13 protein-coding genes are annotated in these 18788 nt (G+C 72.5%); 10 read left to right on the plus strand and 3 right to left on the minus strand.

Going from position 1 to position 18788, the window contains the following annotated elements:
• Positions 1-465: 465 nt before the first annotated feature.
• The 8 genes from BS75_RS40295 (at position 466) to BS75_RS40330 (ending at position 10776) form a co-directional block, all read left to right on the plus strand.
• Positions 466-2322 carry a flavin monoamine oxidase family protein gene (locus BS75_RS40295; protein WP_042438004.1) on the plus strand — a complete coding sequence of 619 codons (1857 nt, stop codon included), beginning with the start codon at positions 466-468 and terminating at the stop codon, positions 2320-2322.
• 45 nt (positions 2323-2367) lie between these two features.
• Positions 2368-3813: a hypothetical protein gene (locus BS75_RS40300; protein ID WP_152645853.1), complete on the plus strand. Its 1446-nt coding sequence runs from the start codon at positions 2368-2370 to the stop codon at positions 3811-3813.
• Positions 3810-4586, plus strand: coding sequence for a bestrophin-like domain (locus tag BS75_RS40305; protein WP_052070359.1), 777 nt, complete (start codon positions 3810-3812; stop codon positions 4584-4586). The genes BS75_RS40300 and BS75_RS40305 overlap by 4 nt, the downstream gene beginning before the upstream one ends.
• Before the next feature lie 379 nt (positions 4587-4965).
• The gene (locus BS75_RS40310) at positions 4966-5586 is read left to right on the plus strand and encodes a hypothetical protein (protein ID WP_052070361.1); all 621 of its coding nucleotides are present in this window, start codon (positions 4966-4968) and stop codon (positions 5584-5586) included.
• Between the two features lie 317 nt (positions 5587-5903).
• On the plus strand, positions 5904-7484 hold the full coding sequence (locus BS75_RS40315) for an amino acid permease (RefSeq protein ID WP_081983080.1): 1581 nt from the start codon (positions 5904-5906) through the stop codon (positions 7482-7484).
• Positions 7485-7531: 47 nt separating this feature from the next.
• Positions 7532-8764, plus strand: a complete 1233-nt coding sequence (locus tag BS75_RS40320; protein ID WP_034091755.1) for an arginine deiminase — start codon at positions 7532-7534, stop codon at positions 8762-8764.
• A gap of 37 nt (positions 8765-8801) precedes the next feature.
• Positions 8802-9803 carry an ornithine carbamoyltransferase gene (gene argF / locus BS75_RS40325; protein WP_034091756.1) on the plus strand — a complete coding sequence of 334 codons (1002 nt, stop codon included), beginning with the start codon at positions 8802-8804 and terminating at the stop codon, positions 9801-9803.
• Between the two features lies 1 nt (position 9804).
• A complete protein-coding gene (locus BS75_RS40330) occupies positions 9805-10776 on the plus strand; it encodes a carbamate kinase (protein ID WP_042438006.1) in 972 nt (323 codons plus the stop codon).
• 116 nt (positions 10777-10892) lie between these two features.
• Here the strand turns inward: BS75_RS40330 and BS75_RS40335 are convergent, their stop codons facing one another.
• Positions 10893-12368, minus strand: coding sequence for a hypothetical protein (locus BS75_RS40335; RefSeq protein ID WP_034091757.1), 1476 nt, complete (start codon positions 12366-12368; stop codon positions 10893-10895).
• Between the two features lie 457 nt (positions 12369-12825).
• Between BS75_RS40335 and BS75_RS40340 the strand changes: the two genes are divergently transcribed.
• The gene (locus BS75_RS40340; protein WP_034091758.1) at positions 12826-13551 is read left to right on the plus strand and encodes an NAD-dependent epimerase/dehydratase family protein; all 726 of its coding nucleotides are present in this window, start codon (positions 12826-12828) and stop codon (positions 13549-13551) included.
• A gap of 520 nt (positions 13552-14071) precedes the next feature.
• Here the strand turns inward: BS75_RS40340 and lysA are convergent.
• Positions 14072-15358, minus strand: coding sequence for a diaminopimelate decarboxylase (lysA, locus tag BS75_RS40345; protein WP_034091759.1), 1287 nt, complete (start codon positions 15356-15358; stop codon positions 14072-14074).
• 138 nt (positions 15359-15496) lie between these two features.
• Here lysA and BS75_RS40350 point away from each other — a divergent pair, with 138 nt between their 5' ends.
• Positions 15497-17128 carry a helix-turn-helix domain-containing protein gene (locus tag BS75_RS40350; protein ID WP_034091760.1) on the plus strand — a complete coding sequence of 544 codons (1632 nt, stop codon included), beginning with the start codon at positions 15497-15499 and terminating at the stop codon, positions 17126-17128.
• Between the two features lie 64 nt (positions 17129-17192).
• On the opposite strand, the gene BS75_RS45365 is transcribed toward BS75_RS40350, so the two are convergent.
• Entirely contained in the window at positions 17193-18758 is a 1566-nt protein-coding gene (locus BS75_RS45365) for a serine hydrolase domain-containing protein (protein ID WP_052070362.1), read from the minus strand.
• Positions 18759-18788 lie beyond the last annotated feature (30 nt).

Consider the following 18788-nt stretch of genomic DNA (forward strand, 5'->3'; position numbering starts at 1 on the left):
TTCGACTCGCAGGTCATGGACTCGTCCGCCCCCGTTTCCGGCAAACCTTGTTTTTGTGAAGTCCTGAAGAAAGCAGCATCACAGTTCGCGACGTTATCGCAGGTCAAGCGGTGCGGCGACGGGTCAGGACACCGTCGGTGGGCTTGGACGACATCGTTTCGATGTTTCGGACGCGGTGGCGAACACGTGATCGACTACGGTGCCCTGAGCTCTGTCGGGGAACGGCAGTGTGAAGTCACCGATGAGCGCCAGTTCCGCACGCGGGTCCGGCCCCCGGCCGGGGTGGACCGGAACCGTCGGGCATCGGCCGGGTCGGGTCCGCCGGGCACATCCGCCGATCGTGGGAATCCGCCGCATGCAGACGGGCCGGTCACTCCGCCGGATGAACGGGCGGCGCGGCACTCCCGGCTGCGGGGCGGTAGGTTGGAGCTTGGTGACATCGACCTCCGATCCCTGGGAGAACTGATGTCCCACCAGCTCACCGACCAGGCTGATGCCGCCGACCCCTCCGGGCGGCACACGCCCGTCGTCGACCGCCGGTCCCTGCTGGGGACGGCCGCCGCCGTCACCGCTCTGGCCGGTGCCACCGCCTTCACCGCGCCCGGCGCTCTCGCGCCCGCCCCCCGCACCGAGCCCGGGTTTGCCCCTGCCGAATTCCCCGGCGGCGCGGACCCGGCCGCCTCGCTCGATCTGGCCCGCAAGCTGCTGCTGGTCGGCGACCACGGGGAGGACCTCAAGCTCGACTACCTGCGTATCCTGATCGACGGTCAGCTGCCGCCGCGGGCCAGGTCCAAGAAGGTCCTGGTGATCGGCGCCGGGGTGGCCGGGCTGACCGCCGCGACCCTGCTCAAGGCGGCCGGACACCAGGTCGTCGTCATCGAGGCCAACGGCAGCCGGGTCGGCGGCCGGGTGAAGACCTTCCGGGGCGTGTTCTCCGACAAGGCGCTGTATGCCGAGGCCGGGGCGATGCGACTGCCGGACTTCCACCCCCTGGTCCTGGCGTTGGCCGACAAACTGGGGGTCAAGCGGCGGTTGTTCTACAACGCCGACGTCGCCCCCGGCGCGGAGCCCACCGGGGCCGTGCCGCCGGTCGTCTACACCTCGTTCACCGGCACGGTGTGGACCAACGGCCCGGACCACGGCGGTTTCAAGGCCCCGGCAGCGACCAACCGCACCCGGATCCTGGTCAACGGCCAGGAGACCAGCCAGGCCGGCTACGCGGCGGCGCCGACGAAGGTGAACTCCAGCTTCGGGGCCGCCGTCACCACCACCATGGCGGCGGCCGTGGACAAGGCCCTGCAGAAGGTCACCGTCGCCCCTGGCCCCATCCAGCAGCAGATCAACGCCTGGCGCGAGATCCTGGAGAAGTTCGACGGCTACTCCACCCACCGCTTCCTGGTCGAGGAGGCAGGCTGGTCGCTCCCCGAGATCCAGGCCGCTGGCACCCTGGAGAACCTCACCTCGCGGCTGCACTACTCGCTGATCCCGACCCTGATGGACCGGGCCGCGATCACCCCGACCGGCCGCTACTGGGAACTGGACGGCGGCACCGCTTCGCTGACCGACGCCCTGTCCGCTCCGCTGCGCAACGACATCCGGATGGGACGACGGATGACCCGACTGGTGCAGACCGCCACCGGAGTCCGGGTCGACACCACCGCCGAGAGCGGCGACGAGGCTTCCTGCGACGGTGCGCCGACCGCCCCGTCCGAGTCGTTCACCGGCGACTACGCCATCGTCGCCATCCCCTTCAGCGCGCTGCGCTTCTGCAGCGTCGAACCGCTGATGTCCTACCCCAAGCGCCGGGCCGTCACCGAGCTGCACTACGACTCGGCGACCAAGGTGCTGCTGGAGTTCCGGACCCGCTTCTGGGAGCAGGGCCCGACCGGCTTCACCGGGGGCGGCAGCGTGTCCGACAGCCCCAGCCGCTTCACCTACTTCCCCTCCCACTCGCCGGCCGGCTCGGCCGGCGGCGTGGTACTGGCCGCCTACACCTGGTCGGACGACGCGGAGCGCTGGGACTCGCTGACCGACGGCGAGCGCTACGCCTTCGCCCTGGACGACCTGGAGCGGATGTTCGGTCCGGTGGTCCGCCGCGAGTTCACCGGTGTCGGGGCGACCCAGTCCTGGGCGCGGGCCCGCTACGCGCTGGGCGAGGCAGTCGTGTTCACCCCCGGCCAGCTGCACGAGCTGCACGCGGCGAGCCGCACCGTGGAGGGACGGGTCCACTTCGCCGGCGAGCACACCAGCCTCAAGCCGGCCTGGATCGAGGGAGCACTGGAGTCCGGGGTCCGCACCTTCCTGGAGGTCCACCCGCGCTGAGGCCGACCCGCTGCAACCATTCGTGTGATCGTCACACCGGTTGGCGTGTCCTGGAAAGCGGCAGTTCACTACTGGCCGATGCTCAGCAATGTGGACAGGGAACGCTTTCGGCGCAGCAGGACCGCAGCATTGCTGGCGTTGGCCGCCGCAGCCCTGACGCCGGCGCTCTGCGCCCCGGCGACGGGGCTGACGCGCGGTGGCGAGGACCGCTACGCGCTGGTGCTGAGCGTGGCGACCAACACGGTCGGCCGGCCGGGGGTGCCGGTCCGGCCGGGCGAGCGGCTGGTCCGCAGCTACCGGCTGCACAACCTCGCCGAGTACCCGCTGCACGGGCTGCGACTCGTCGATCCGCAGGCGCCGGGCGGCGCGATCACCTGCCCGCACGGCGACCGGCTGCCCGGCCTGGTCGACGAGACCTGCACGGCCGTACTGAACGCCGGTGCCGCCGCCGGGCTCCGGCTGGTCCGGGTCGAGGCCTCGGCGCGTGCCCCGGGCGAGTACTCGGATCCGATCACGTCGGCCGAGGCCGGATACCTGGGCCGAGCCAGCGGGCTGACCCTGCGTCGGGAGGTCGGCCCGGACACCGCCCTGCGCTCGCTCCCCGGCCCGGTGCGGCCGGAGCTGCTGCGCTACCGGCTCGCCGCCCCGGGAAGCGTGTCCGTCCAGCAACTGCGGCTGACCGATCCGCTGCTGGCCGGCGGCCGGCTGGACTGCGGCGGCGGGAGCGGGCTGCCGGACCGGCTGGCCGCCGGGGCGACCCTGGACTGCACCGCCGTCGTCCCCGCGCGACCGGGCGTCCACCTGGGGACCGCGCGGGCACTCGGCGCGGCCGAGGACGGCGCGGTCGCCGAGGACGGACGCCCGCTCCCGCCGGTCGACCTGGCGGCCGAGGCCACCGGCGGCTACACGGTCGCAGCCCCGCCGCCGGCAGCACCGGCCCCACCGCGCCACCCGCACGCCCCGCACCCGCGCCCTCCCCGCCCCCGCAGGCCCGGCCCCGGCCCCGGGACGGGAATCGGCCCTGGCCCCGGCCCGGTGGGCCCACCCCCGGCCGGGCAATCGTCCCAGCCGGGTCTCCCGATTCCGGTCCCGGTCCCGGTCCCGGCAGCGGAACGAGCTCCCGGGGCCGCCGGCCGTGCCCCTGCCCGGATGCTGTCCCAGCAGGTGTCCCACCCCGCACCCGCGTCCCACCCCGCACCCGCGTCCCACTCCTCGTCCCAGCCGCCGTCCCAGCCGCCGTCCCAGCCCCGGCCCACCGGGCCACGGACCGCGCCCGGAGCCGGGGCCAAAGCCGGGACCGTCGTCCACGCGGCCGTTCCGCCCTGGCAGCAGGACACCGACGCGCCCGACGACACGGACGACTGGGTGGTCACCACCATGCTGCTGGTCCTGCTCCCGGCGCTGTTGGCAGTCGTCGCCGGCGCTCCCGGCAGGCGTCCCGGCCTCGGCGGTGGCACTGACGACCGTCCCCGACCTGAGGAGCAGCCGTGATCGTCGCCAGCGTCCTCTGCGCACTGATCGGTGCCGGCTGCGCCTTCGCGCTCACCTGGGGCCTGTCGCGGACACCGAGTTCGCGGGAGGCGAGCAAGGCTGCTCCGGGGCTCAGCTTCGTGGGCAGCACCACGCTGTCGATGTTCGTGCTGTGCCTGGGCTTCCTGGTGGCGAGCTCCTGGCAGGAGCACGGCACCGCCCGTGACCACAGCTACGGCGAGGCGCGCGCACTGACCACTGTCTACGCGGCAGCCGGCGGACTCGCCGAGAGCGACCGGACACAGGTCCGGAGCTCGCTGCGGAAGTACGTCGCCCTGGTCGTCGACGACGAGTGGCCGATGATGGGACGCCACCAGTCCAGCGCCACCGCCTGGCTGACACTGGATCAGGCCAGCGGCACGCTGGAGCGACTGACGAACGGCGCCGGGTCGCCGACTCCGGCCCGGGCGCTGGCGGTGTCGAACACGGCCAAGGCCATGGAGGACGTCTACGAGTTGCGCAGCCAGCGGATCAGCGACGTCCGCTGGACCGTCCTGCCGCAGCTGGAGTACGCACTGGTGGCGACCGGACTGCTGGTACTTCTGTTCCCGGCCCTGGTCGGGATCAACGCCGGTCCGCGCCACCTGGTGATGATGGTGCTGCTGGGGGCGGTCCTGGGCTTCGGGATCTTCCTGGTCTTCAGCCTCCAGCACCCGTTCTCCGGACCCACCGGCGTCTCTCCCGCCGCCTACACCCAGGCGGTGGCCCGCTTCGACCAGCTCGACGCGCAGTAGGGTCCGCCACCGTTCCGGTCCACCGGGATGCGCCGGCGCGGTGCTTCCGTACGGCGTCGTCCGAGGCGGCCCCGCTGACGTGGTTCGGCGCGGCGCGGCGCCCGGTCCGAGTCCTGGAGACCGGCGGCGCTCGTGGGCGACTGAACGTGAGGCCACTGGCCACTTATTGATCTGGCGTCATCAACTGCCGGAGCCTTGAGGCGGGCTCGCGGGGGAGAGGTGACCAAGGGGCCCGAGTCCGCTCTCTCCCGGGAGGACTGTCGGCGGGTGGCGGCAGGCCCGGTCGGCCCGTGCCGGCGGTGGCGGCGGGGCGCGACCTTTGAGGGACCGCACCAATCCCGCACCTCTTAGCCACGCCCCCCCCGGGAGGGACTCCGTCATGCTGATCACCGCTCGTACCGTCGTCCGCTGGCTCATCGCGATCACCGGGCTGTCCGTACTCGTCGCCGGACCGATCATGATCGGGGTCGGGTTCTCCGGACAGTCCCAGGTCACGCAGCAGCTGACCGCCCAGCAGATCACCTTCCCCGGCAACGCCAAGTCCGGGCTTCCGGCCGCCGAGGCCGGCTACGCCGGGCAGCAGGTCACCACCGGTTCGCAGGCCAAGGCGTTCTCGACCATGATCGAGACCCACATCAAGGAAGCCACCGGCGGGCTGACGTACAGCCAGGTGTCCGCGAAGTACCTGGCCGCCACGGCTGACAAGTCCACTCCGGCCGCGACGCTGGCCACGCTGGGCGGCGAGCGGCAGACCGCCTTCATGGGCGAGTCGCTGCGCGGCAGCCTGCTGTCGGCCTACCAGGCGTGGGAGGTCACCTACCTGGTCATCGGCCTGGGCGTGGCGTTCACCGGCACCGGCGCGGTCACCCTGCTCGGTGCCGGCGTGGCGCTGGCCGGTAGCCGCAAGGCCCGGAGGGCGGTCCGGCCGCAGGGCGCCGAGACGATCACTGTTCCGGACAACGCGGCCGGCATCACCGGGACCGACCTCAACGTCAGCTGAACCGGATCAGCGGCAACGTGCCGCGGGCAGCCCCGCACGAAGGGGCTGGCCGCGGCACGCTGCTTCGCCTCGCCGCAGCGGACGCGTGGGCAGGGACGGTCGGCCCAGGGGCGGGGACCGCAGGTCACCCGGTAGGTCCGAGTTCCCGCTGCCGTGGAGGCACCAGGACCTTCGGGCCCTCACCAGGGGGACTGGTGGCACAGGCGAGGGCCCCGTGGTCCCTGTGCCGCAGTGCTGCCCGCAGCCCAGGATCTTGTCTCAGCGGGCCGCACCCGGCGCGGCCTGCTCCCTTCCCCCCGCTGCCCAGGAGTCCTTCCATGTCCGGATCAGAGCACGACACCCCCCTCCCCGCTGCGGAGCCCGCCACCGTGGCGGACAGCACGGCGGAGCGCCGCTCGACGTTCGGCCTGCCCGCCGCGACCGCACTGGTCATCGGCAGCGTCATCGGCACCGGAGTGTTCGCCCTCCCCTCCGCGCTCGCCCCCTACGGCCCGATCGCGCTGGTCGCATTCGTGGTCGTCACCGTTGGGGCGCTGGCGCTGGCGATGACCTTCGGGTCGCTGTCCAAACGGGTGGCCGGCAGCGGCGGCCCCTACGTCTATGCCAAGGAGGCGTTCGGCGAGTTCGCCGGGTTCCTGACCGCCTGGTCCTACTGGATCACGGCCTGGGCCGGGAACGCGGCCATCGCCGTGGCCTGGGTCGGCTACGTCGAGGTGTTCATCGACAAGGGCCACCACACCTGGGGCTCCATCGCCATCGCCCTGGTCGGACTGTGGATACCCGCCGCGATCAACCTCACCGGGATCCGCAACATCGGCGCCTTCCAAGTCGTCACCACCGTCCTGAAGTTCATCCCCCTGGTGTTCATGGCCAGCGTCGGCCTGCTGTTCATGAAGGGCGGCAACTTCGGCACCTTCAACGCCAGCCACACCTCCGCCGTCGGCGCGATCTCCGCAGCCTCGGCCATCGCGCTGTTCAGCTACATCGGACTGGAGACCGCCTCGGTCGCCGCAGGCCGGGTCCGCAACCCCAAGCGCAACGTCGCCCGTGCCACCGTCTACGGCACCCTCGCCTGCGCCGTCATCTACATCCTGGGCACCCTCGCGGTCTTCGGCACCGTCTCCCACAGTGCGCTCGGCAGCTCCACCGCACCGTTCACCGACGCCGTCAACAACATCGTCGGCGGCAGCTGGGCCGGCGACGCCGTCGCCATCGCCGCGATCATCTCCGGACTGGGCGCACTCAACGGCTGGACCATGATCTGCGCCGAGATGCCCATGGCCGCCGCCCGCGACGGACTCTTCCCCCGCGCCTTCACCAGGACCGTCGGCCGCAACCAGGTACCCGCGTTCGGCATCATCTCCGCCACCGCCCTGGCCTCACTGATCACCGTCATCAGCTACACCCACTTCACCAAGGTCTTCACCGAGATCGTTCTGCTCAGCGTCCTGACCGCGGTCGTCCCGTACCTGTTCTCCGCCGCCGCCCAGCTGTACTGGCTGGTGGTCAAGGGCCAGGCGATCCTCACCCGCGGGCGCTTCGTCCGTGACGTGACGATCAGCGCGCTCGCGCTGGCGTTCTCCTACTGGTCCATCCAGGGCAGCGGCTACCAGACCGTCTACTACGGCCTGTTCGTGATCCTGCTCGGTGTCCCGGTCTACATCTGGCTCAAGCGTTCACGCGGCGAGTACGGCGAGAGCGCCCTGCCCGAGACCGCCGCCCCCGCGCTGACCACGGCCGCCGCCACCAACACCCCCGGCGCCACCGCCCCGGTTCCCGCCGTCGCGGAGACACCCACCCAGGCCCACCCCGCGCACGCGGCCCGGACCACCCGCCCGATCCACCTGCCCGCCATCCTGCTCCGCGCAGCCGCAGCCGGCCTGCACCGCCAGCACTGACACCCCGCACCCGTCCTGCCCCCGACCGCACCGCCCAGGAGCCAGCCATGCCCACCTCTCCCGTCCTCCGTGTCGACTCCGAGACCGGCCGCCTGCGCCAGGTCGTCCTGCACCGCCCCGGCCTGGAACTGTCCCGGCTCACCCCGGGCAACGTGGACGAGCTGCTGTTCGACGACATCCTGTGGGCCGAACGGGCCCGCGAGGAGCACGACGCCTTCGCCCAGGTCCTGCGCGACCACGGGGTCCGCGTCCACTACTACGCCGAACTCCTCGCCCGGACCCTCGACCTCCCCGAGGCCCGCAGCTGGCTCCTGGACCAGGTCATCGCCGACGGCACCGTCGGCCCGGCCCTGGTCGACCCGGTCCGCGCCCTGTGCGCGGACCTCGACGGGCAGACCCTGGCCGAGTACCTCATCGGCGGCGTCCTCAAGGACGACCTGCGGATCACGAACCCGCACAGCCTGGTCTGGAACAACCTCGGCGAACAGGACTTCGCCCTGCCGCCGCTGCCCAACCACCTCTTCCCGCGCGACAACTCCTGCTGGATCGGCGACCACTGCACCGTCAACCCGATGGCCAAGCCCGCCCGCCGGCGGGAGACCCTGCACAGCGCCGCGATCTACCGCTTCCACCCGTTGTTCGCCGACGCTGCGGCCCCGCTGATCGACGGCACCACCGCAGTCCCCGGTACCACGCTGGAGGGTGGTGACGTCCACTCCCTGGCTCCCGGCGTCGCCATGGTCGGCATGGGCGAGCGCACCACCCCGCAGGCCGTCGAGGCACTCGCCCAGCGCCTGTTCGCCACCGGCACCGCGCACCGCCTGATCGCCGTCCAGCTGCCACGCAGCCGCGCGTTCATGCACCTCGACACGGTCATGACGATGATCGACAAGGACGCCTTCGCCGTCTACCCGGGGCTCGCCGACTCGCTCCGCTCCTGGACACTCACCCCGAGCACGGAGCGGCCCACCGGCTTCGAGGTCACCCCCGACGCCGACCTCGCCGGCTCCCTGGCCGGTGCCCTGGACCTGGACAAGGTCCGGTTCCTGTCCGCCACCCAGGACGTGCGGGCCGCCGAGCGCGAGCAGTGGGACGACGGCAGCAACTTCCTCGCCCTGGCCCCCGGCGTGGTCGTCGGCTACGAGCGCAACGTCACCACCAACACCTACCTGCGCAAGCAGGGCATCGAGATCGTCACCGTCGCCGGCGCCGAACTCGGCCGCGGCCGCGGCGGACCGCGCTGCATGAGCTGCCCGATCCAGCGCGACCCCGCCAACTGACCACTCTCCCGCCCGCCACACGCCACCGGAGCACCTGATGAGCACCGACCTGACCGGCCGCCACTACCTGGACGAGCTCGACTTCACCGCCGAGCAGATCCACCACCTCCTCGACCTGGCCGCCGAGCTCAAGCACGCCAAGCAGAACGGCGCCGAGACCCCGCAGCTGACCGGGCGTCACCTGGCGCTGATCTTCGAGAAGGCGTCCACCCGCACCCGCTGCGCCTTCGAGGTCGCCGCCGCCGACCAGGGGGCAACTACCACCTACCTCGGCCCCGACGGCTCCCACCTCGGCCACAAGGAGTCCGTCGCCGACACCGCCCGTGTGCTGGGCCGGATGTACGACGCCATCGAGTACCGGGGCTTCGCCCAGTCCACCGTCACCACCCTGGCCCGGTACGCCGGCGTCCCGGTCTACAACGGCCTGACCGACCAGTGCCACCCCACCCAGAGCCTGTGCGACGTGTTCACCATGCGCGAGCACAGCAACAAGCCCCTGACCGAGATCTCCTACTGCTACCTGGGCGACGCCCGCAACAACACCGCCAACTCGCTGCTGGTCATGGGCAGTCTGTTGGGCATGGACGTGCGCATCGCCGCCCCCGGGGCCCTGTGGCCGGCCGCCGACCTGGTCACCCGCTGCCGCGAACTCGCCGAATCGAGCGGCGCGCGGATCACCATCACCGAGGACGTCGAGGAGGCCGTGCACGGTGCGGACTACCTCTACACCGACGTGTGGGTGTCCATGGGCGAGAGCGCGGACACCTGGGCCGAGCGGATCGTCCAACTCCTGCCCTACCAGGTCAATGCCAAGACCCTCGCCGCCACCGGCAACCCCGACACCGCGTTCCTGCACTGCCTGCCCGCCCTGCACGACCGCACCACCAGCCTCGGCGCGGACCTGTTCGCCCGGTACGGGCTGGACGGCCTGGAGGTCACCGACGAGGTCTTCGAATCACCCGCCTCGCTGGTCTTCGACCAGGCCGAGAACCGGATGCACACCATCAAGGCCGTGCTCGTCGCCACCCTGGGAGCCTGACATGCGCATCGTCGCCGCACTCGGCGGAAACGCCCTCCTCCAGCGGGGCGAACACCCCGACGCCACCATCCAGGCCGTCCACATCCACCAGGCCGCCACCACCCTGGCCGAACTCGCCCTGGCCGGCCACGAACTCGTCATCACCCACGGCAACGGCCCCCAGATCGGGCTGCTCGCCCTCGAGAGCGCGGCCGACCCCGCCCTCGCAGCCCCGTACCCCCTGGACGTCCTCGGCGCCCAGACCCAGGGCATGATCGGTACCCTCCTGGTCCGCGAACTGCGCAACAAGCTCCCCGACCGGGACGTCGTCGCGCTGGTCACCCACACCCGGGTCGACCCCGCCGACCCGGCCTTCCAGCACCCGACCAAGTTCATCGGCCAGGGCTACACCGAGTTCCAGGCCGTGACCCTCATCCGCGAGCGTGGCTGGACCATGGCCCCGGACCGCGACGACTGGCGCCGCGTCGTACCCTCACCCCGGCCGCAGGCCGTCCTGGAAGCCTCCACCGTCCGCGCGCTGGTCGCGGCCGGGACCGTGGTGGTCTGCGCAGGAGGAGGCGGCATCCCGGTCACCCTCAACCCCAACACCGGCCTGCTGCACGGCTCCGAGGCGGTGGTCGACAAGGACCGCACCGCCGCCCTGCTGGCCGAGCAGCTCGACGCCGACGCCCTGCTGATCCTCACGGACGTCACCCACGTCTTCGCCCACTACGGCACCGGCCACGCGCACCCTCTGCCCGCCGCCACCCCCGCCGAACTGCGGGCCCTGGACCTGCCCGAGGGATCCATGCGCCCCAAGGCCGAGGCAGCCGCGACCTTCGTGGAAGGAACGGGCGGCATCGCCGGCATCGGCCCCCTCGACGACGCCCTCGGCATCCTCCTCGGTACCACCGGCACCCTGGTCCGCACCGACGAGCCGGCATTGCGGCAGGGGACGGCAAGGGCCGGGGCCCCGGCGGCGGTGCGCGTCTGAGCCCGGGCCGCGCATGGAGCTAGGCCTGATCCAGCGGCAGGGCGCGCCCGCGCGGCAGGGTACGCCCTGCCGCGCGGGCCCGGTGTCCCCGGCCGGGGCGCCCGGCCTCCCCGGGATCAGGATTCCGCGCGGACCTCGACGACCCCGGTCTCCGTGCCCTGGTAGAGGGTTCCGTCGGGACCGGTGGTGCCGGTCATCTGCAGCGGGTTGTCGAGCAGGCCGATGCCGAGCAGACTGCTGGACAACTCCTGGCCGGTGGCGGGGTCGACCACCGCGTAGTGGTACCCGGCGAAGGTGTCGCTGCCCGCCAGGCCCATGGGACCGGTGGCCGTGACGGTGTAGATCCTGTCGTCTCCGAGCGAGAGCCTGGGCAGGGCGGCCGAGGGCACGTCGCTGTTCCACACGACCGAGCAGCCGTCACCGTCCGCGTTGACGTCCACCCGGGTCATACCGCCCTGGAAGGAGGCCGAGGAGGGAACGCTCGCCGGAGCGCCGGAGGGCAGTGCCGGGTAGGGGTAGCCGTAGGTGTCGGTGACGAAGACGCTGCGGCCGGAGGCGATCACCGCGTCCTCGGTCCCGCTCTGCGGGTACTGGGTGAGCACGGGGGTGGCGCAGACCTGGACCGGGGTCGAGGGGGTGGCCGACCCGGCCGGCCCGGGGGCTCCGGTGGTGTCGAAGACCAGCAGGTTCTCGTGCGGCGCGGCGTTGTCGGTGATGGTGACGTACTCGGTGCCGTTGCCGGGGCCGAAGAAGCTGGGGGTTGCGCCGGTGCCCCAGCTGAGCTGGCCGGGCTTGCGGCCGGGGCCGCGGTCGTACGGCGCGCGCCAGTCGATCTGCGGGGTGCCGTCGGCCGCCTCGGTGAGCAGGTAGAGGGCGTGGTCGGTGGCGACGGCGGTGTATCCGGGCACGGTGGAGATGCTGTTGTCGACCTGCTCGCCGGCGGGCAGTGCCAGGGCACGGACCGTGCCGGTGGTGGTGTCGACGGTACCGACGACGCCACCCTGGGTGGCGAACCAGACCTTGCCGTCCCAGCCGGGGGACAGTCCGACCACACTGTCACCTGCGGGGACGGCCGAGGCCAGGGAGGTCGACTGATCGACCGTCAGGGACCAGTCACCGTCGGACCGAAGGTGGTGGCCGATGCGCAGCAGGTTGTCGTCGCCGTCCACGACCACCAGGTCGTCGCCGTTGTCCAGGTAGGTGTAGACGCCGCCGAAGAGGTTGCCCTTGGCCAGCGAGAGCGAGGCGAGGTCGGCGCCGGTGCGGGGATCGAGCAGGTGGACGGTCGGGGTCTGCCCGAAAATCGTGGTGCACAGGGTGACCGGGTAGCCGTCCGAGCCGATGACCACGGTGGGGCAGGCCGAGGCGAGGGCGGTGCGGCTGCTGGTGACCGCGCCGGTGCCGGGACCGGCGTCGGGGGTGGTGTCGGAGGAGGCGCTGTCGCCGTGCATGGTCGCGACGCCGTTGGTGGCGGTCGCCGGATTCTGCGGTGGGAACGGCCCGAAGCCGTCGGGGTCGGCGGAGGCACTGCCGACCGCGCCGAAGGCGGCAGCGGCGGTGAGGAGTGCGGTCAGTCGCAGGCGCGAGGACATGGATCTGCGTGCCACGAGGGCCCTTTCCGAGCGGGGTCGAGGACGCCGCCGTGCGTTGAGAACGCCGGTGATGCGTGGGGAGGTACCGGGGGCGCGCGGAGCATCGCAGCGCCCCTCGGCAGACCGTGCGGGTTCGGCAGCGGGGCCCGAACCGCACCGGGAACGGCGGGGGAGGAGGGGGCCGGAAGCACCGGCCCGCCGATCAACCGGCCGGGCAACAACCAGTGCTGGTGACACGGCCATGGTCCACATGGCGGCGGCTCACCAGAACAGTCATGACGGTCAAGCTAGCGGATCACCGGAGATCGCACCAGGGCGTGCCCCGGTCCCAGGGGCTTCGCGGGCGCGCCCCGAATCTCCCCCACGGGCGTTGACCGGCGGCGCCGCGACCCGCCAGCCACGCTGCTGCTTCCGCTCCGTCTGGTGACGCGGCTGCCGACCCTGCTAGGTTCGCCGGATGCGCATCCTGGTGATCGGGGGTTCGGGATATGTCGCCGGCCTCGTCATACCGGCTCTCGCGGCACGGCACGAGGTCCGCGTACTCGACCCGCGCCCGCCCCTCGGCGAAGTGGACCACGTGGTGGGCAGGGCCACCGACCCGCTGGCCCTGCAACGGGCCATGCACGGCGTCGACGCAGTCCTGCACGCCGCTCTGGCACCTGTGGGTGAGGACGCTCTCGCCTACGCCGCCCGCGCCTTCGACGTCAACGTCGCCTCGGTGCACCTGGCCCTGCAGGCGGCCCACCAAGCCGGCGTCCGCCACGCCGTGCACCTCAGCAGCCTGTCCGTCTACCAGGACCTCACGGCCCGCCGGCTCGACGAGACGGTGCCCGCCGATGCCACCGACCTCTACGGACTGACCAAACGACTGGCAGAGCAGGTCTGCGAGGCCGCCGCCATCCAGTGGGGCATGTCCGTGACCGCGCTGCGCCTGGCGTGGCCGACCACCGACGAGGCATGGCCCGCCTGGGCGTTGCCCGGTGCTGCGCCACGGGTCATGCGGCAGCCGGACGGGCGACCGATCCCGGCGCTTGCGGCCGGCGACCTCTCCAGGGCGGTGCTGGCCGCGCTGGACCATCGGTGCGGCTACGACCTCTTCCACATCGCCGGTGACGACTCCGGGCACAGTTGGAACCTGGCCAAGGCCCGCGACATCCTGGGGTGGCGGCCACTGCAGCGCTGAACCCTCGGTGGCGGCGTCGACGGGGGCGCCGCTCCAGGACTCCTCGGTGCGGACGGTGATCCGGTCACCGGTCTGCTCCGCTGCATCTTCACGCGTCGGCGGACGTGATCCGGGTCCCTTGGGCAGAGACCGGACGCCATCCTGCAGCAGGATCCGCTGCGAAGACGTGGGTGTAGCGGCTTCCGGCGGTGAGGCTGGTGCCATCAGAGCCGGCGAAGTTCATGTCGGTCCGCCCGACCACGATGCCGACGTCGCCGTGGCGACGGACGACGGCCTCCTCGGGGAAGGGCTCGACGGCGGGAAGGGTGATGGTTCCGGACGAGACCGCAGCGAGCAGGGCGGATCGGGATCAGCAGTGGGCATGGTCGTCCGTTCCGTTCTGCGGGGGAGCGACTGCCACGGGTGTGTGGCAGTCGCTCCCCCGCAGATAGACCTTGACGCAGGCGTCAAGGCAAAGCGCACGAGCAGCCCTCAAGTCCGGAAGGACAGCGGGAACAGCCCGGCCCGGCCGGCTGCGCCGTTACGGCAGGTCCCTGCGCATCAGGTCGGCGTAGGTCTCGCGGCGCACCACCGCGCGGTGCGCGCCGTCGCGGACGAAGACCACCGGCGGGCGGCGCGCGCCGTTGTAGTTGTTGCTCAGCGCATAGGTGTAGGCGCCGGTGACCGGCACGGCGACCAGGTCCCCGACGCGTGGGTCCTCCAGCGGGACGCCGGCGCTGAGGGTGTCGCCGGACTCGCAGTGCCGGCCCACCAGCCGGCACAGTTCGCCCCCGCCGGTCGGGCGGCCGGTGACGGCGGCCTCGAAGCGCTGCTGGTACAGCGAGACTTCGAGGTTGTCGCCCATGCCGCCGTCGACGGCGACGAAGGTGTGGCCTCCGCCGCGCTTGACGGAGACGACCCGGTACAGCGAGACGCCGGACTCGGCGACCATCGAGCGGCCCGGCTCGATGAGGAGGCGGGCGTCGGCGGGCAGCAGGCGTCGGGCGACGTCGGTGACGGCGTCGAGGTACGCCTCCACCGCGGGCGGTCGGTCGGTGTAGGTGTAGCGGGAGCCGAGGCCGCCGCCCAGGTCGTAGACGCCGAACTCGCCGAGTTCGGCGACCGCCTCGACGGCCTGCGCGAAGGGCGCGAGGTCCAGGATCTGCGACCCGACGTGCACGTGGACGCCGTCCAGCCGCAGCCGGTCGCTGCCGCGCAGCCGTGCGATCGCCGCCCGCGCCTGCGGCAGGGGCAGGCCGAACTTGGAGCCGTTCTGGCCGGTGGACACGGCCTCGTGGGTGTCGGGGCGGATGCCGGGGGTGACCCGGACCAGTACTCCCTGCTCCGCCGCGGTGCCGGCGAGGATCTTCTCCAACCGGTCGATGTCGTCGAAGTTGTCGACGACGACCGTCCCGGCGCCGGCCTCGACGGCGAGGCGCAGCTCCTCCTCGGTCTTGGCGTTGCCGTGGACGACCAGGCCGGCCGGGTCCGCGCCCGCGGCGAGGGCGAGGGTCAGCTCGCCGCCGCCCGCCACGTCGATGCCCAGGCCCTCCTCCGTGAGCAGCCGGATGACGGCGGTGCAGGGGAAGGCCTTGGAGGCGAAGACGGTGCGGGAGTTCGGCCAACGGGCGGCCAGGCCGTCGGCGTACCGGCGGGCGCGGGCGCGGACCGACGCCTCGTCGAGGACCAGCGCGGGAGTGCCGTAGCACTCGGCCAGTTCGGCCACCGGTACGCCGCCGATCACCAGTCCGCCGTTCTCGTCCCGGGTGGTCCCGGGTGGGAACAGCCCCAGCAGTTCCCGGCCTGCCTGCGTCTGCGTCGTTGCCATCCGCGCTCCTCGTGTCAATGGTCCGTCCCGCTCTGGAGCCATGCTCCCGCTACGGTCGCTCCGGATCATCGTTGACATCGTCAATGCGGGTCTCCCAGACTTGACGTCCACAACAATGCTTCGAGTCAGGGGTGCACCATGCGGGAGTCCGGCGCTCGGGGGCACCTGCCCGTCCGTCAGCTCGTGGACAACATCGGCCCGGCGCTGCTGCGCCTGGTCCAGGAGGGCACCGGCAGCGGCGGGCCGCTCACCGACATCGCCATCCACGCCCCGGGTGCGCCGGCGCAGCTCGGACCCGGGTGCGTGGTGCTGGGGGTCGGCGTGACCACGGAGGCCGAGCTGCGCGAGCTGACCGAGGCCATGCGGCAGGCCGGTGCCGAGGTGCTGGCGGTGAAGGCCCCGGTGCCGCCGTCGGCCGACGACGGGCCGGCGATCATCGAGGTCAACCGGGACGCCTCCTGGATGCATGTGGCGACGACCGTCCGCGAGCAACTGCTCGAGTACGCGAGGACGCGCGTGCGCTCGGTCGGCAGCGGCGCGGAGCTGTTCGCCCTGGCGAACGCGGTCTACCAGGCGGTCGGCGCGCCGGTCACCATCGAGGACCGGTTCTCCGCGCTGGTCGCCTGGTCGGAGGGGCAGGACCGGACCGACTCCGAGCGGATCGAGACCATCCTCGGGCGGGCCGTGCACCAGCGGACGCTCGCCGAACAGCGCGAGCGCCAGGAGTTCGAGCGGCTCCACACCAGCACCGAACCGGTGTACATGGCGGCGACCGGGGCGGATCAGCTGGCCAGGGTGGCCATCGCGGTCCGGGCCGGTTCGGACGTCCTCGGCTACATCTGGGCCGCCGTCACCGGGCCGCTCGACGAGGCGGCCACGGCCCGGCTGCGCGAGTTCGCGCCCGTGGTCGCGCTGCAGCTGGTCGGCCTGCGCACGGAGACCAGCTACGCCCGCCGCCAGCGCGGCGAGCTGGCCGCCGCGGTACTCGGCGGCGCGGCCGACCCGGTGGAGGCGAGCCGACTGCAGCTGGGCTCCGGCCCGGTCTGCGTCCTGGCGGCGGCTCCGCGACTGGCCGGCCGCGCAGGACCGGACGCGTCGGGCTCCGACGCGCTGGACGCCGCCGGGCTGCGCCGGTTCGCGGACACCCTGGAGTACTTCCTGGCGGCCGTGCACCCCCGTTCAGCCGTGGTGGCGGGCACCGGAGCGGTGTACGTACTGGCCGCCTGGCCTCCGGACCACACCACGGCCCGGGAGTCGGCCGTCGCCCTGGCCCGCGACTTCCTCGCGCGGACCCCGCTGGCCGGTGACTACGTGGTCGCCGTCGGCGGCCCGGCCGAATCGATGGGCCGGATCGCCGACGTGCGGGCGCAGGCGGACGCCGCGCTGCGGGCGCTGCGGCACCCGGCCGTCCGCGGACCGGCGGTGCGCACCGTGGAGGACATGGCGCTGGCGGTACTGCTGCTGCACCTCGCCGACGCGACCGAGGCGCTCGGCCTGCCGGAGGCCGGCGGCGCGCTGCACCGGCTGCGCCAGGAGGAGGGCCAGGACGGTCCGTTGGCGGCGACCCTGGCCGCCTACCTCGCCGCTGCGGGAGCCACCGACAGTGCGGCGGAGGCTCTGCACATCCACCCCAACACCATGCGCTACCGGCTGCGCCGGATCCGCGAGGTCTCCGGGCTGGACTTCGGCGACGCCGACGCCATGCTGCTCGCGCACCTCCAGCTCCGGGTGCGCGAGCTGCGGACGGGCGCGTCCCGAGGCTCCGTCTGATCAGGGCCCCGGCTGGTCAGGGCCCCGGCTGGTCAGGGCCCCGGCTGGTCAGGGCTCCGACTGATCAGGGCTTCGGCTGCTCCCGGAACGAGCGGGTGTAGCGGCACCCGTCCAGGTCGAGCCAGAGCACCGCGCCGTCCAGGGCGGGGCCGGACGTCAGGCGCTCCGGCAGCCGGGGGTCGGCTCCGACGCGGAAGGCTCCGTCGTCGAGCGGGACGAGTTCCGGTTCGTCGCAGGGCGCTTCCACGCCGGTCGCGGCGATCATGTGCAGTCGTCCCGCCCGCTGCACGATGCTGAAGCTGGGATACCAGGGGGTGTAGCTCCGGTAGTGGCCTGCGAGTGGATGCGGGGGAGCGGTCGGCGCGGAGGGGCCGGAGCCCAGTGACTCGGGACCGTGGAGCCACCGCCCGTCCAGGGAGTGGTGGTAGGCCGACCACCCCGGGTGATCGCACACCAGCCGCCCGTCCCCCGAGTCGTACAGCCTGCCGGTCACCCCGTCCGAGGTGAGCGAGAGACCGCCGTCCCCGGTGGCCTCGACGCGGATCTGACGCGGCGTCGTTCCGTGGGTCCCGACGTACCGCCGGGCGTCGGGGATCCGCTCCGGGTCGAACAGCGTCGGGTCCGCCGGGGCTCCCTGGACGACGGCGAGCACATGGCGGGCGAAGCGGTCGATGATCTGGCACTCGCCGGGTGCGTTGGTCAGCACAGCGACACCGTGCCCGCCGTCGGTGTCGACGGCGAGGTACGAGCGGTACCCGACCATCCCGCCGGCATGCGTCAGCCAGGTGTGGCCGTCGATCACTTCCACGTCCACGCCGAGCGCGTAGCCGGAATCGACCGCGTCGGCGGGCAGCGTGACGATCTGTCGAAATCGCTCAGGACCGATGGTCCTGCTGCCGTCCAAGGTGCCCCGGCCCAGCAGCATGCGGGCGAACCGACCCAGGTCGGAGGCGGTGGCCAGGACGTTCCCGTCGGCCGCCGAATACTCGAAGAAGCCGGCCGGCGCCAGCCGGGCCGACGGCAGCGGCGGGCGGTCGTCGCGGAGGAACCGGTACCCGGTGGCCAGTCCGTCGACGCCCTCGTGAGTGATCAGCGCCGCCGAGTCGCGCATGCCCAGGGGCCGCAGCAGCCGTCCGGCCATGGCGTCCGCCAGCGATTCCCCCGTCACCTGCTCGACGATCAACCCCAGCAGGTTGTAGCCCTCGTTGGAGTAGTGGAACATCTCACCCGGTTCGGCCCAGGTCCTCGCATCGCGGAGCGCGTAGCCGCGTGCGGCGGCATCGGGCATCGAGTCGGCCCCGGCCACCAGGCCGGAGGTGTGCTGGAGGAGGTGCCGGACGGTGATCGCGCGGGAGCCGCCGTTCGGGGCGAACCAGGGCAGGTGGTCGGCGACCGCCGCGTCGAGGTCCAGCTTCCCCTCGTCCGCCAGGATGCCGAGGAGGACGGCGGTGAAGGTCTTGCTGATGGAACCGATCTCGAACCGCGTGTGACGGGAGACCGGCGTCCCGGACTCCGCGTTCGCGAATCCTGCGGTGACGAACGCGGACTCGCCGGTCCCGTCGACGACGCTGATCGCGATTCCCGGCACCGGCCACCAGGCCCGCAACTGCTCCGCAAGTCCGGAGAGCACCTCTTGCACATCCTGTTGCACATCCTGTTG

This window comes from Streptacidiphilus albus JL83 (assembly GCF_000744705.1).
GTDB classification, from domain to species: Bacteria; Actinomycetota; Actinomycetes; order Streptomycetales; family Streptomycetaceae; genus Streptacidiphilus; species Streptacidiphilus albus.

Coding starts and splice junctions, on each gene's coding strand:
- BS75_RS40350 (WP_034091760.1), top strand. CDS start 15,497: ATGCGGGAGTCCGGCGCTCGGGGGCACCTGCCCGTCCGTCAGCTCGTG.
- BS75_RS40310 (WP_052070361.1), top strand. CDS start 4,966: ATGCTGATCACCGCTCGTACCGTCGTCCGCTGGCTCATCGCGATCACC.
- BS75_RS40335 (WP_034091757.1), bottom strand. CDS start 12,368: ATGTCCTCGCGCCTGCGACTGACCGCACTCCTCACCGCCGCTGCCGCC.
- BS75_RS40340 (WP_034091758.1), top strand. CDS start 12,826: ATGCGCATCCTGGTGATCGGGGGTTCGGGATATGTCGCCGGCCTCGTC.
- BS75_RS40320 (WP_034091755.1), top strand. CDS start 7,532: ATGCCCACCTCTCCCGTCCTCCGTGTCGACTCCGAGACCGGCCGCCTG.
- BS75_RS40330 (WP_042438006.1), top strand. CDS start 9,805: ATGCGCATCGTCGCCGCACTCGGCGGAAACGCCCTCCTCCAGCGGGGC.
- argF (WP_034091756.1), top strand. CDS start 8,802: ATGAGCACCGACCTGACCGGCCGCCACTACCTGGACGAGCTCGACTTC.
- BS75_RS40315 (WP_081983080.1), top strand. CDS start 5,904: ATGTCCGGATCAGAGCACGACACCCCCCTCCCCGCTGCGGAGCCCGCC.
- lysA (WP_034091759.1), bottom strand. CDS start 15,358: ATGGCAACGACGCAGACGCAGGCAGGCCGGGAACTGCTGGGGCTGTTC.
- BS75_RS40295 (WP_042438004.1), top strand. CDS start 466: ATGTCCCACCAGCTCACCGACCAGGCTGATGCCGCCGACCCCTCCGGG.